This is a genomic window from Winogradskyella pacifica (assembly GCF_003386275.1).
In the GTDB taxonomy this organism is placed as follows: Bacteria; Bacteroidota; Bacteroidia; order Flavobacteriales; family Flavobacteriaceae; genus Winogradskyella; species Winogradskyella pacifica.
In genome coordinates this window covers 468,232-484,041 of record NZ_QREI01000003.1, presented here as the reverse complement: position 1 = coordinate 484,041, position 15,810 = coordinate 468,232, and the positions used below count along the sequence as shown (strand labels likewise).

Genomic DNA, 15,810 nt, shown 5'->3' with positions numbered 1-15,810 from the left:
GTTCTATTCAAATTCAACAACACCTTTAAGTTTTAAAATGAAATCATTAATTGCGACGTTTTCTATTGTATTAGCGCTGTTTAGTTGCAATGAAAAGAATAAAAAAATCAGTTCTGTTGAGCTTATAACAACTCAAACAGATACTTTAAGAACAATTGAAACACCTAAAATAATAATTACAAAAGCATTGATTTTAGGACAATTTGATTATAAAACAGATTCTACATTTAGTAAAGTTAGTGCACAGCATTCTGCAAAAACCTTATACCTTAACAAAACGGTTTATACGGCTTTTTTAGACATGTATGAGGCTGCTAAAAAAGATGGAGTTGTATTGCATATTTTATCAGGCACAAGAAATTTCTATGAACAAAAAGCGATTTGGGAACGTAAATGGAATAGCTATTCTAATCTTGAGCCTTTAAAACGTGCTCAGAAAATTTTAGAATATAGTTCTATGCCAAGTTCATCTCGTCACCATTGGGGAACAGATTTAGACCTAAATAGTTTAAGTAATTCGTATTTTAGCACCGGAAAAGGAAAGGCTATCTATGATTGGTTGAATGCAAATGCGAATCATTTTGGATTTTACCAAGTTTATACCACTAAAGACAATAGCAGAACTGGTTATAATCTCGAAAAATGGCATTGGTCCTATTTACCATTAGCAGATCCTTATTTAAAGTTTTATAATTCTAATATCACCATTGAAGATATTGCAAATTTTAAAGGTTCTGAAACAGCTAAAGAATTACATATTATAGAAGACTATGTCAATGGGATTTCTAAAAGAGCAAAAGATTACAACTAAACTATAGATTTCCTAAATAAACGGAACTAGCTACCGAAATAAATTCGGCATAAAATGGCAAAAAAAGCAACAAAAAAGAAAACAACCACTAAAGCGGCACCGAAGACTAAGACGAAGAGAGCGTTTAAAAAACCTTCACTTAAGTTGACTAGTCAGCAAAAACTCATTTTTGGTAGTTTCCTTATTATTTTAGGAGCACTGCTCTTTATTTCCTTTTTATCCTTTGTGTTTACGGGGAAAGAAGATCAAAGTGTGCTTCATAATTTCCCAGAACGCTCAAACGAATATAAAAATTGGGCTAGTCAGCTTGGAGCTTGGGTAAGTGAATTTTTCATTACTAAAGGCTTTGGTTTACCTTCCTTTATTTTTGCGGGTTTATTATTTCTTTCAGGTGTTTATGTCGCTTTGAATTTAAACAAATCAAAATTAAGATCACATTGGGTTTGGGGAACATTGATCGTTGTATGGCTTTCAATTCTTTTCGGATTTTTTACGCATAAATATGATTTTCTAGGAGGCACCATTGGTTTCGAGATGAATCAATTCTTTCAAGATTACATCGGTAAAATTGGGACGATACTCTTATTAACATTTGGTCTTATCACCTATTTAGCTATTCGATTTAAAATTACAGGAGAGACACTCGTAAACAGTTTTAAAAGTGCAAAAAGCTCTATCAAAGAAGATTTACAATCCGATAAAACAACAACAGAACCGACACCTATTTTTGACAATAGTTTAACTGAAGAAGCAGAAGCTATTAAGTCTGTTTTAGATATTCCTATAAAAAAGGCAGAACCGACCATTACTAAGCATTCAAAACCAGAACCTGAGGCTGAGACAGATTCTAAAGTTGAAATGCTAAAAATGGAAGTGACAGAAAAGCCGAAAGAGGAAACTATTGAAACTCCTGAATTAAAAATTGAAGTCGAAACCGTTGAAGAAGAAAAATCTGAATCCGATAATTTAGCCGCTAAATTAGTTGAAGATTTTGGACAATTTGATCCGACACTCGAATTAGGGAAGTATCAATTTCCTCCATTAGATTTATTAAAGAAATACGATAATGAAGGTATTTCTATAGATCAAGATGAACTTGAAGAAAATAAAAACAAAATTGTAGATACACTTAACAACTACAAAATTGGAATTTCGAGTATAAAAGCGACTATTGGACCAACAGTTACATTATATGAAATTGTACCAGATGCTGGAATCAGAATTTCAAAAATCAAGAATTTAGAAGATGATATTGCCCTATCGCTTGCGGCTTTAGGAATCAGAATCATTGCGCCAATTCCTGGAAAGGGAACTATTGGTATTGAGGTACCGAATAAAAATTCGACTATTGTATCGATGCGTTCGGTTATTGCATCTCAAAAATTTCAAAAATCCGAAATGCATTTACCTATTGCTTTTGGAAAAACGATTAGCAATGAAACTTTTGTTGTCGATTTAGCCAAAATGCCACACTTACTTATGGCTGGAGCAACCGGACAAGGTAAATCAGTTGGTTTAAATGCTGTGTTAACCTCGTTACTGTATAAAAAGCATCCTGCGGAAGTAAAATTTGTTCTTGTTGATCCTAAAAAAGTAGAATTAACACTTTTCAATAAAATTGAGCGTCATTATTTGGCGAAACTTCCAGATAGCGAAGAAGCTATCATTACAGATAACACTAAGGTTATAAACACTTTAAATTCACTTTGTATTGAGATGGATAACCGTTACGAAATGCTTAAAAATGCATTTTGTAGAAATATTGCAGAATACAACGTAAAATTTAAAGCCCGAAAATTAAATCCAAATGACGGTCATGCCTTTTTACCATACATTGTATTGGTTGTAGATGAGTTTGCCGATTTAATTATGACGGCAGGTAAAGAAGTAGAAACACCAATTGCAAGACTTGCACAATTAGCGCGTGCTATTGGTATTCACTTAATCGTTGCAACACAGCGACCATCGGTTAACGTTATTACAGGTATTATTAAAGCCAATTTCCCTGCTCGTATTGCCTTTAGAGTAACGAGCAAAATAGATTCGCGTACGATTTTAGATGGTTCTGGTGCCGATCAGTTAATTGGCCGTGGAGATATGCTTTACACACAAGGAAATGAACTTATCCGTATTCAATGTGCGTTTGTAGATACTCCAGAAGTTGAAAAGATCACAGAATTCATTGGTTCACAAAAAGCATATCCAGATGCTCATTTGCTTCCAGAATACGTTGGTGAAGAAGGTGGCACAAATCTTGATATTGATATATCAGACAGAGATAAATTGTTTAGAGAAGCAGCAGAACTTATTGTAACCGCGCAACAAGGCTCTGCATCTTTATTACAACGAAAATTAAAATTGGGTTACAACAGAGCAGGTCGTATTATTGATCAATTAGAAGCAGCTGGTATTGTTGGAAATTTTGAAGGAAGTAAAGCGCGTCAAGTTTTAGTTCCAGATTTAGTATCCTTAGATCAGTTGTTAGATAATGAACAGTAACACAACATTACACTAAGTAACAAAAACATTATTTTACAATAAGAACAGAAACAAAAAGGAATGAAAAAATTAATTATTATCGCATGTATTGCTATAGGATTCAATGCTTTCGCTCAGAATGATGCCAAAGCCGAATCGTTATTAAAAGAAGTAAGCTCAAAAATTAAAAGCTATAAAAATATTAGCTTAGATTTTAAATACGAATTAAATAATATTAGCGAGAATATTAAACAAGAAACACGAGGTGATGTCGTTATAGAAGGTGAAAAATACAAACTTAACATCTTAGGCATTACACGTATTTTTGATGGAAAAACCTTACACACTATTAGTCCTGAAGATGAAGAAGTTACGATTTCTTCGGATAATTCGGAAGATGAAAGCACCATTACACCAAGCAAAATGTTATCGTTTTATGAAGATGGTTATAGCTTTAAAATGGACATTTTACAAACTATCAAAGGACGAAAAATTCAGTATGTAAAACTCAATCCAATGGATACTAATTCTGAAATAAAGCATATTTTATTAGGGATTGATGCAACTACTAAGCATATTTACAATTTAATTGAAGTTGGTAAAAATGGAACAAAAACAACATTAACTGTTAATTCTTTTAAAACCGACCAACCTATATCAAAAACCTTATTTACATTTGACAAAAGTAAATACAGTGATTACTTTATCAATAAAATAGACTAAGGCTAAATTATAATTCTGTGAAAATATTAGATAGGTACATACTTATCACATTTTTAAAGACGTTTTTTAGCGTCTTTATTATATTCATGTTCATCTTTATTTTACAAGGAGTTTGGCTATATATTGCTGAACTTGCTGGTAAAGATTTGGACGTTACTGTGACTGCTAAATTTATTTTGTATTACATGCCAAAGCTAATTCCTTTGGTAGTGCCGCTGACCGTTTTATTATCTTCAATAATGGTTTTTGGTAACTTTGCAGAAAACTATGAATTTGCGGCAATGAAATCTACAGGTATTTCATTGCAACGTGCCATGCGAAGTTTAAGTGTATTCATTGTAGCGCTTGGTATTGGCTGTTTCTTTTTTGCAAATAATGTGATTCCTTGGGGAGAGTATAATTTTTACAACCTTAGACGTAACATCGCTAAAATGAAACCAGCATTAGCTATTGCTGAAGGTCAGTTTAACGAAATTGGAAATATTAATATAAAAGTTGCAAAAAAGTCTGGTGACCGTGGGCAGTTTTTAGAAGATGTTGTTATTCATGAAAAAAGTACCACAAGACGTGGCAATTATAAAGTTATTGTTTCTGAAAGAGGGGAATTAAAAAGTAGCCCTGATTCTAATATTCTTCAACTTGAATTGTTGAATGGGAATTATTACGAAGAAGTTATCAGTAAGGACGTCAGAAAGAATCAGAACAAACCGCATGTTAAAAGTTATTTTGACAACTATATTACCAATGTAGATTTAGAAATACTAAACAGTGAGGACTTAGATGAAAAAAGTCAAACCGACAGATATAATATGCTAAGTGTGGCGCAGCTAAATAAAGTAATTGATACCTTGCAACAAAACAGACAAGTCGATTACGAAACTTTATCAACCACCCTATATAACCGTAGTACATACGCATCTCTAAATATAAATATTGATACGACTAAGACTAGAAAAACCATTCCAAAAGATTCTCTTTTAATTGCTAAAAACCTTTTAGATTTTTATAATACAGCTCAAAAAATTCAAATTCTGAATTTGGCATTAAACTCTTCTAATAGTACCAGACAAATTTTAGATTCTAATGAAAAGAACTTAGAAACGAAACAAATATTTTTAAACAAGCACATTATATCATTACAAGATAAAATTGTTTTAGCATTTGCGTGTATTATTCTCTTTTTTGTAGGAGCACCACTTGGAGCATTAATACGAAAAGGTGGACTTGGGTTACCAATGGTCATCGCTATTGTCCTTTTCCTAACCTATCATTTCTTTGGTATTTTCGCTAAAAACAGTGCTGAAAAAGGTAGTTTTAGTCCTGTTATTGGTTCTTGGCTTTCTACAGCTGTAATGCTACCGTTAAGTATTTATCTTACAACCCGTGCTACAAATGATAAAGGCGTTTTTGAGTTTGATGCTATTATCGTCCCCCTGAAACGATTATTTAATCCTAAGAATAAACTTCAACTTTCGGAAAGTGATACTAAAGTGTATAACTTTTATTCCAAATATTCTATTGAAGAGTTAATTGACATCATTAAGAAACAAGATGAATTTACGTTAGATAAAAAGCCAAAAGAGATTGCACTTCATAATATATTAGATCGAAATATTTCACTTGAAGGTTTAAAGTCTGAAGGTTTAGAAATTCCGGATACACTTATAAAAGCAAGAGTATTACTGAAAGATTACAATGATTACTCAAAAACCAGTTTAATCAGTTATTGTGTTGGTATTGTACTATTCGTGTTACATTTTGTGTTTAAAAACAATAAATTTCCAGAATTAACAGAATCGGCTTTAACTTTAAGTATTATCGCCTTTATATTTTTTGCTATTTATGTTATTGTTAACGCTTTGGTGTATTCCAAATTCTATAAAATTATTAATCAAGAAGGAAAGCGAATCAATCCTTTAATTGTCGCATTAACACTTCCTATTTATCCACTAAAGTATATAATTGTAAGAAGTAGAATTTCTCAAGACTTCTACCTCAGCTGTCTTCAAAATATAAAATAAGCGTATCTTTGCAGCGTCAAAAAAAAAGCACTATGATGATTACTAAAACCAAGAATACACAAACCAGTCTAAACTCTATTCAAGAAGCTATAGAAGACATTAAACAAGGTAAGGTTATCATTGTCGTAGATGATGAAAATCGTGAAAACGAAGGTGATTTTATTGCAGCCGCAGAAGCTGTAACTCCTGAAATGATCAATTTTATGGCAAAACATGGTAGAGGGCTTATATGTGCACCTCTTACTGAAGACCGCTGTGACGAACTAGATTTATCAATGATGGTTCAAAACAATACGGTTCTGCACCATACACAGTTTACAGTTTCTGTTGATTTAATAGGACAAGGCTGTACAACTGGTATTTCTGTTCATGACAGAGCAAAAACAATAAAAGCTTTAGTTGAAAAGGATACCAAGCCACAAGATTTAGGTCGTCCTGGGCATATATTTCCTCTTAAGGCTAAGAATGGCGGAGTTCTAAGACGAACAGGTCATACTGAAGCCGCTGTTGATTTAGCACGTTTAGCTGGTTTTCAACCTGCCGGAATTTTAGTCGAAATTTTAAATGAGGATGGCACTATGGCAAGGCTTCCTGAATTATTGAAAGTGGCTGAGAAATTTGATTTAAAAATTATCTCAATTGAAGACCTAGTAGCCTACCGTATGGAGCACGATTCTTTAATTGAAAAGAAAGAAGATTTTAATATCGAAACACGTTTTGGCAAATTTAGACTAAGAGCCTACCAACAAACAACGAACAATCAAATTCATATTGCTTTAACTAAAGGAAGTTGGTCTAAAGACGAACCTGTTTTAGCACGTGTTAATGTTTCCTTAGTTAATAATGATATACTTGGAACGTTAACCAATAATGCAGATCAAAAATTGGACAATATGTTCAACGCCATCAATACAGAAGGAAAAGGAGCTGTAATTTTCATTAATCAGCAAGCAGAATCGATGAATCTATTAAATCGTTTGTCTATTTTGAAAGACAATCAAATAGAAGGGGAATTAGTAAAAGCACCGAGTTTAGGTATGGATTCTAAAGATTTTGGTATTGGAGCTCAAATACTTCACGATCTTAAAGTGAGAAAACTAAGATTATTATCTAATAGTCTCCAAACCAAACGTGTTGGTATGATTGGTTATGGTTTGGAGATTGTAGATTACGTAGAGTATTAAATACATTAACATCTGAATAAAAAAGAGAGCCTTATCTATTATGAGGCTCTCTTTTTATATGAACTCATAGTGTTTTTTTTACTATTTTATAACTATCTTTTTTGTGATTTCTCCTTTTTCAGAATAAATTTTTAATACGTAAATACCAGATTCAAACTGATCTACTCTTATCTGTTCTGTTTCCCTTGTGTATAAATAAATTCTAATCTGAAAATATTATAGTCGAATTTAAATATGCGCTTTTATAATTTTCGCCATCTTTTCAGCACGATCCTTAACCTCATCTTCCGTCCAAGACAATTTAATTAAACATGAAATATTACGAGCGATGTATGAATCAGACTGCTCAAAGGTTTTAGTTTGAAGATATTCTAAACCTTTTTTAACTTCTGTCGAAATTGGAAACAACGATTTTAAATCCTTAAGATGGTTCCATTCTTTAATATAATGCCAATTGTTGTGATAGTAATTCCAACATGCATCTACTCCACCTGTTTTAAAAGCTTCAATTACTTTTTGCGAAGATTCGGCGTCTGGTAAAAAGAAGTTTAAGAAGGCATAACTTTCTTCACCTCCTTTAGGAACAGTTCTAAATGTTACTCCTGGAACTCTAGATAATGCATTTCTTAGAATCGTATAATTACGTTTCTGAATAGCAATAAACTCTGGCAGACGTCTTACTTGAGCCAAACCAACGGCTGCATGTAATTCTGAAATTCTGAAATTATAACCTAAAAACGGATGCGTTTCTGCACCTCTATCATTACCAACATGGTCATGACCATGATCACTGTAATGATCGGCATTTATATAGTAATCTTTGTTATTCGTGACAACAGCTCCTCCTTCTCCACAGGTAATTGTTTTTACAAAGTCGAAAGAAAAACAACCTAAATCTGCTATGCTTCCTAATGGTTTTCCTTTATAAGTTCCACCAATAGCTTGGCATGCATCTTCTACAAATAATAAATTATGCGTATTACAAATATCTTGCAACGCATCCATATTCCCCATACTTCCGCACATTTGTACAATCATAACGGCTTTCGTCTTTGGGGTAATTGCAGCTTCAACAGCCTTTGGATCTAAAGTTAATGTATCGTCAATATCAACCAAAATAGGAATAGCTCCCAACATCATAATGGCTTCAAAACTCGCCACAAAGGTAAACGTTGGCATTATCACCTCATCACCTGCTCCTACTCCAGCTGATGCTAAAGCAACAGATACTGCGGCTGTTCCGCTAGACACCAATTGAACATGGTTAGATTGAAACGTTTTTCCTAATTCAGATTCTAATTCTTTAGCTTTCCAATGGCCTTTTCGCATGCCATCAAAACCATAACGCATTAAGACTCCATTGTCTAAAACATCATTAACTTCGTTACGTTCTAAATCACTAAATAACTCGAATCCTGGCATATTGAATTTTAATTTTATTGGTCTATGTTTCGTTGAAAAACAAAGATATCATTTTACATATTTCTCACAGTTAAAACTGCTATAATTCTACAACCGTTTTTGAAATTGGTTGTCTTACTTTTTTAAAATCAGCGAACATGTCATCATCTGCTCTATACCCTACCGGAAACAACAAAACAGAACTTAATCCATGCTTTTCTAGTTCTAATTTTTCATCTAACACTTTTGGTATAAAACCTTCCATAGGACAACTATCTATGCCTTCTACAGCACATACAGTCATTAAATTTCCTAAAGCAATATAAGCCTGTTTTGTTGCCCAAATGAGTTTCTTATCTGCAGGCATATCTTCAACTGTAGATTTTAATTCCTTTTTAAAAGGATTAAGGATCGCATCTGGTGTGTTTCGTATCGCTTTTATCGTATCAAAATGTGCATTCACATCGTTACCGTCAATTTCATTTTGAATACATAACACCAATAAATGAGAAGAATCCACAACCTGACGTTGACCATAAGCGACCTCTACTAAACGCTCTCTTGCAATCTTATCTGCTACAACAACTAATTTTAAAGTTTGCAAACCATAAGACACAGCCGTTAAATTAAATGCTTCTTTTAAAATATTAAGTTTTTCTCTAGAAAGTGATTTGGTAGTATCAAATTTTTTGGTCGCGTAACGCCAATTTAATTGCTCTATTATGGACATGCTCTTTTTTTGAGCAAAAATAAGGAATAAAGAACTTAAAAAAGCCTTAATAAGTTAAGCTAAAACTATTTGATCCCTTTTTAATTCATATAAAAACCATCTTAAATTGATAAATAATCTAACAAAAAAATACCGTTTAACTTGTTTTATTGTAGCTTTGTCGATAATGATGATTTTTGACACGTCCCGAAAATCTGCTTTTTTTAGATAAAGCCTACTACTGTATATGGATAAAAAAATTATATTAATTCTAGCTCTAATATTTAGCACAACTGCTTTTACACAAGATTTTATCTCAATATGGAATACATCTAACACGGATAGTAATTCTACCTTAGATAATCAAATTGAAATTCCCACCAACGCACTATATACTTATAATTATACCATAGATTGGGGAGATGGTGATACAGATTCTAATGTTACAGGAAACATTACACATACCTATGCGTCTTCAGGAAGTTATACTATTAATATTTCAGGAACGTTTCCTCAAATTTATTTTAATGACACTGGAGATAAATTAAAAATTGAAGAGATCCTTAGTTGGGGAACTATTCAATGGCAAAGTATGGAAAATGCTTTTTTTGGTTGTGAAAATTTAAATTTCGATGCCATTGATTCTCCAGATTTATCACAGGTGACGAGTCTAAAAAACATGTTTAGAGATTGTAATTCTTTCAACGGTATTTTAAATAATTGGGATACAAGCACCATAACTGATCTTTCAGGAACATTTGCACGTGCAGGTTCATTTAATAGACCCTTGGCAAATTGGAATACGAGCTCTGTGACAACTATGGCTTCTACATTTCAAAGTACAGCTTTTAATGAACCTTTAGATGGTTGGAATACAGCAGTTGTAACCGATATGAGTAATATGTTTAACTCAGCGACTAACTTTAACCAAAACATTAATAATTGGAATGTTGCCAATGTAACGACTATGGCGAGTATGTTCTCTGTAGCCTTAAATTATAACCAGCCATTAAATAATTGGAATGTGGCCAATGTTACAGACATGAGTTCTATGTTTTATAGAGCGAGAGAATTTAATCAACCTCTAGATAATTGGGATGTAGGAAATGTTACAGACATGTCTCAGATGTTTGAAGGGTTTCTAGATATGATTTTCAATCAATCTATTAATACTTGGGATGTTAGTAACGTAACAGATATGAGCTCCATGTTTAAACGCTGTGCTACATTTAATCAACCTTTACATAGTTGGGTTGTTACCAATGTGACCAACATGAGCGAAATGTTTGAAAGAGCGAGATCGTTTGATCAGCCTATAAATAGTTGGAATGTGAGTAATGTTACTGACATGTCTAAAATGTTTTACGGTGATAATTATGCTATGGCGTTTAACCAACCTTTAGATAATTGGGGTGTTGGAAATGTTACCGATATGTCTGATATGTTCAATAATTGTACTGTTTTCAACCAAGCATTAAATACTTGGGATGTTGCAATGGTCACTACTATGGAAGGGATGTTTAATGAAGCTTCAGAATTTAACCAACCTCTTAATAATTGGATTACGACAAGTCTAACTAATACAAACAATCTATTTTTTGGCGCATCACAATTTAATCAGCCCTTGGATAATTGGACTGTAAGTAATGTTACCACGATGCAAAATATGTTTAGTGCTGCTAATGCTTTTGATCACCCCTTATCAACTTGGGATATTAGTAATGTTTCTAATATGGTAAATATGCTAAGCAATAGCGGTTTATCTCAAGAAAATTATGATAACACGCTTATTAATTGGGCGAGTCAAAGTGTTCAGACAGATATTTCTTTAGGTGCTCATACGCTAACCTATTGTGACGGACTTGCAGCAAGACAACACCTTATAGATACTTTTAACTGGACGATTACTGGCGATACGGCTAATTGCTCTTTTGTGCTATGTTCAGACATCATATCTCCTATTGATGGTGATCTTAACGTACCTGCAAATTCTGATATTAGATGGAATCCGGTTGCAAATGCCGATGGTTATCGTATTAGTATTCGTAGAGAAGATGATATGGGTAACGTTTTACAAGTCATCTATAATAATGACGATATCGGTAATGTCATTGGTGTTAGCTTTACTAATGAGTTCTCGCCTGGCGATAATGTTTTTGTGACTGTCATTCCTTATAATTCTGAAGGACCAGCAATTGGTTGTGAAGAAATACAGTTTAAGACTATAGAAAGTTGGGTTAATAGTCCGGATGCCTTCAAATTTACTGTAGACACAAGTATTTTAGATACTAACTCAAGCGCAGCAAACCAACTATTTCTTGAAGTCAACTCTAGTTTAACGTATAACTTTTCTATTGATTGGGGAGATAATCAGTATAATAATAACGTTACAGATCAACTAACACATACCTACTTAATTCCTGGTATTTATACGATTTCAATTATAGGCGATTACCCTCAACATATATACCGCAGCACCAATAGAGATAATAAAAAATTAATTGCTGTAGACCAATGGGGCACGCAACCATGGCAGAGTATGGAATATTTCTTTTGGTTTTGTGATAATATGGTGTACAATGCTACGGATGTACCCGATTTAACAAACGTTACGAACATGGCACGCATGTTTAGACGAAACAAGTTATTTGACGGTGATATAAATAATTGGGATGTTAGTAATGTAACAAACATGACTAATTTATTTTATCAAGCCGAAATATTTAATCAACCGTTAGATGATTGGGATGTTAGCAACGTCACTAATATGTCTAATATGTTTAATACGGCTAAAGCTTTTAATCAATCTATTGATTCTTGGAATGTAAGCAGCGTTACTTCTATGAGTGATATGTTTAACGATAGTGAAGCTTTTAACCAACCTTTAAACTCTTGGAATGTTGGTAATGTCACTAACACCAAACAGATGTTTGCCAATACCATAGAATTTAATCAAGATTTAAACAATTGGGATGTCAGCAATGTCACCGATATGCAACAAATGTTTGAGAGTTCTACTCATTTTAATGGTGATATCAGTAATTGGAATGTGGGTAATGTCGTTAACACGTCTAGCATGTTTAGATCTGCTGCAGATTTTAATCAACCTGTAGATTCATGGAATGTGAGCAGTGTCATCAATTTGCAACAGATGTTTGAGGGTGCCTCTGACTTCAACCAACCGCTAAACAGTTGGGATGTTAGTAATGCCATCACTATGAGTAGAATGTTTTCTTATGCGCAATCCTTCAATCAGCTTTTAGATCAGTGGAATGTAGTATCAGTTAGTAATATGTTCGGCATGTTTAGAGGAGCCGTAGCTTTTAACCAAAACATAAATACTTGGAATGTAACTAATGTCTTAAACATGTCTAGCATGTTTGAAAACACCTCAGCCTATAACCAACCATTAAACCAATGGGATGTCAACTCAGTGGTAAATATGGGATCTATGTTTAAAAATGCTGCCCTTTTTAACCAACCGATAGACGTTTGGGATGTAAGTGCTGTTGCGACTATGACTTCGATGTTTGAAAGCGCCTTGGTATTTAATCAACCTTTAAATTCATGGAATGTAAGCTCAGTAACGGCAATGGATTCTATGTTTAAAGCATCCATGCTTTTTAATAATCCACTAAATAATTGGACCGTTGCTTCAGTAACCAATATGATGTCCATGTTTGAAGACGCCACTGCCTTTAATCAACCTTTAAATAATTGGGATACAGGCGAAGTACTTAACATGCAAGCCATGTTTAAAAGTGCTTCAACATTCGATCAAAATATTGATACTTGGAATGTATCGTTTGTTTCTACTATGGAGGACATGTTTAGAGAAGCATCAACCTATAACCAAACTATGAACAGTTGGAATGTCGCCTCTGTTACGACTATGAAAGGCATGTTTCAAGATGCGATTTCATTTAATGGTGAAATAAACAGTTGGAACGTACGTAATGTGCTAACGATGGAAGCTCTGTTTTATGGTGCATCAGCATTTAATCAGACCTTAATTAACTGGCGTGTTACAGGTGTACAAACCATGGAGAATATGTTTAGGGATGCCCTATCTTATAATCAGTCTATGGATGCTTGGAATATTGGTACGGTAACTATGCAAAGTATGTTTAGAGATGCTAGCTCATTTAACCAAAACTTGGTGGAATGGGATATAAGCAATGTCACCAACGTTAACAATATGCTAGACCGTACAGCATTGTCTAGAGAAAACTATGACGCTACTTTAATGGCTTGGTCAGAACTTTCGTTACCAGCCGGATTGACACTTGGTGCAGACACCTTACTTTATTGCGATGCTTTACAACAGCGACAAGATATTATTGATAATTACGGTTGGTCTATAAACAATGATGTTTTAGATTGCCCGATTCCAGAATGTACCCAACTCGTTTTACCATTAAACGGTGCAACAGATGTCCCTGTAAATACAAATTTAACATGGGAAAATGTACTGTTTGCTAGTGGCTACAGATTAGAAATTACGATTCAACCAAGTGGAACAATTATTAATGAAAACGTAGGCGATGTTACTTCATACGAATTTGCTTCTGATTTTGCAGGTGGAGAAACTGTGTCTGTCACAATTATTCCTTTTAATGATGAAGGTGACGCTATTGGGCCATGTACAGAAGAAAGTTTTACGGTATCTACAGATGCTGCGACAGTTCCAGATTGTACAAATCTTACTCTGCCGTTAAATGGTGATACAGAAGTTATGGTTGGTACAAATTTAAGTTGGACGCCTATAACAAATGCCAATGGCTATAGAATACATGTTGTCACTAATCCTGGAGGCATTATTATTTTAAACAATGAAGACGTAGGAAATAGTACGACGTATAACTTTACTACAGATTTACCCGAAGAAACACTCATAGATGTAACGATTACTCCTTATAATGACGAAGGAGATGCCAATTCATGTACAACCGAAAGTTTTACAACACAGACCATTCCTAGGCCTCCATTATGTACCAACTTAAGCAATCCTCTTAATAATGCCATAGATGTTGCCATCGATACAAACATTACCTGGAATGCAGTAACAGACGCAACAGGATATTTAATTAGCATAGGCACTACAAGTGGAGGAATTGAAATTGCTAATAGTGTTGATGTCGGTAATTTTACAACCTATACCCTTCCCAATGATTTACAAAATAGCAGAACCTATTATGTTACTATAATTCCTTACAATGCTATTGGTGATGCAACAGGTTGTAGCGAAGAAGTTTTTACTACGTCAGACCAAATATCTACAAGTCCTGGTTGTACTAACCTTACGAGTCCTGCTAATGGAGAAACAAATGTTACTACAACCCTAAACCAAATGACTTGGAATGCAGCAGCAAATGCAACGTCATATAGAATTACTATCACAGGGTCTGCAAATAATGATATTACGGACTTTGAAACTTCCAATACATTCTACAACTTTTCCAATCCTTTTTTAAATGGAGAAATGGTAACTGTATCTATTATTCCTTTTAATGCGACAGAAAATGCCATAGGTTGTTCTACTGAAAGCTTTACTATTATTCCTGAAACACCAAGTTGTACTAATCTTGTTAGTCCTATCGATGGCGCTACAAATGTTGCTATAGATTTAAACCAATTAACATGGAGTTCTGCAACTAATGCAACGAGCTACAAAGTGACTATTTCCGGTACGACCAATAACAATATTACAGATTTTGAAACTACAGACACCTTCTACAACTTCACTAATCCTTTTCTAAACGATGAGGTTGTTACAGTGACTATTATTCCAATAAACGGAACTGTTGAAGTTACAGGTTGTACTTCTGAAAGTTTTACTATTATTTCTGACACACCTAGCTGTACTAATCTTACAAGTCCTGTAAATGGTGACACTGATGTTGCAACTACATCAAATCAAATCACATGGAATGCTGTTGCAAATGCCACTGCATATAAAATAACAATTACTGGTACGACCAATAACAATATTACAGATTTTGAAACTACAGATACCTTCTACAACTTCACTAATCCTTTTCTAAATGATGAGGTTGTTACAGTGACTATTATTCCAATAAACGGAACTGTTGAAGTTACCGGTTGTACTTCTGAAAGTTTTACTATTATTTCTGACACATCTAGCTGTACTAACCTTACAAGTCCTCAAAATGGTGACACTGATGTTGCAACTACGTTAAATCAAATCACATGGAATACGGTTGCAAATGCAACAAGCTACAAAGTGACTATTTCTGGTACTGCCAATAACAATATTACAAATTTTGAAACTACAGACACTTTTTACAACTTCACAAATCCTTTTCTAAATGATGAGGTTGTTATGGTGACTATTATTCCAATAAACGGAACTGTTGAAGTTACAGGTTGTACCGCTGAAAGTTTTACTATTATTTCTAACACACCTAGTTGTACTAATCTTACAAGTCCTGTAAATGGTGATACTGATGTTGCAACTACGTT

The 15,810-nt window shown here is 33.8% G+C and carries 9 protein-coding genes; 6 read left to right on the top strand and 3 right to left on the bottom strand.

The window, feature by feature from the left end; genetic code table 11:
• Nucleotides 1–37: 37 nt before the first annotated feature.
• Genes DFQ09_RS09185 through ribB form a run of 5 tightly spaced genes read left to right on the top strand, consistent with a single transcriptional unit; the run spans nt 38 to nt 7,217 of the window.
• Nucleotides 38–811 carry a M15 family metallopeptidase gene (locus DFQ09_RS09185; RefSeq protein ID WP_115809755.1) on the top strand — a complete coding sequence of 258 codons (774 nt, stop codon included), beginning with the start codon at nt 38–40 and terminating at the stop codon, nt 809–811.
• A 54-nt stretch (nt 812–865) separates the two neighbouring features.
• Complete coding sequence (locus DFQ09_RS09180) at nt 866–3,310, top strand: FtsK/SpoIIIE family DNA translocase (protein WP_115809593.1); 2,445 nt, start codon at nt 866–868, stop codon at nt 3,308–3,310.
• 60 nt (nt 3,311–3,370) lie between these two features.
• Nucleotides 3,371–4,012 (top strand): LolA family protein, encoded by a 642-nt coding sequence (locus DFQ09_RS09175; protein WP_115809591.1) that lies wholly within the window; start codon nt 3,371–3,373, stop codon nt 4,010–4,012.
• A 17-nt stretch (nt 4,013–4,029) separates the two neighbouring features.
• Entirely contained in the window at nt 4,030–6,033 is a 2,004-nt protein-coding gene (locus DFQ09_RS09170; RefSeq protein ID WP_115809589.1) for an LptF/LptG family permease, read from the top strand.
• A 35-nt stretch (nt 6,034–6,068) separates the two neighbouring features.
• Nucleotides 6,069–7,217, top strand: a complete 1,149-nt coding sequence (ribB, locus tag DFQ09_RS09165; protein WP_115809587.1) for a 3,4-dihydroxy-2-butanone-4-phosphate synthase — start codon at nt 6,069–6,071, stop codon at nt 7,215–7,217.
• 81 nt (nt 7,218–7,298) lie between these two features.
• Here ribB and DFQ09_RS19185 read toward each other — a convergent pair whose 3' ends face one another.
• From DFQ09_RS19185 to DFQ09_RS09150, 3 genes are all read right to left on the bottom strand, one after another.
• Nucleotides 7,299–7,418, bottom strand: coding sequence for a T9SS type A sorting domain-containing protein (locus tag DFQ09_RS19185; RefSeq protein ID WP_394347265.1), 120 nt, complete (start codon nt 7,416–7,418; stop codon nt 7,299–7,301).
• Between the two features lie 27 nt (nt 7,419–7,445).
• A complete protein-coding gene (locus tag DFQ09_RS09155; RefSeq protein WP_115809585.1) occupies nt 7,446–8,639 on the bottom strand; it encodes a DegT/DnrJ/EryC1/StrS family aminotransferase in 1,194 nt (397 codons plus the stop codon).
• A 79-nt stretch (nt 8,640–8,718) separates the two neighbouring features.
• Nucleotides 8,719–9,348 carry an NAD(P)H-dependent oxidoreductase gene (locus DFQ09_RS09150; RefSeq protein WP_115809583.1) on the bottom strand — a complete coding sequence of 210 codons (630 nt, stop codon included), beginning with the start codon at nt 9,346–9,348 and terminating at the stop codon, nt 8,719–8,721.
• Nucleotides 9,349–9,574: 226 nt separating this feature from the next.
• Here DFQ09_RS09150 and DFQ09_RS09145 point away from each other — a divergent pair.
• Nucleotides 9,575–15,810 (top strand): BspA family leucine-rich repeat surface protein (locus DFQ09_RS09145; protein WP_115809581.1); only part of this gene is annotated, 6,236 nt, incomplete at its 3' end.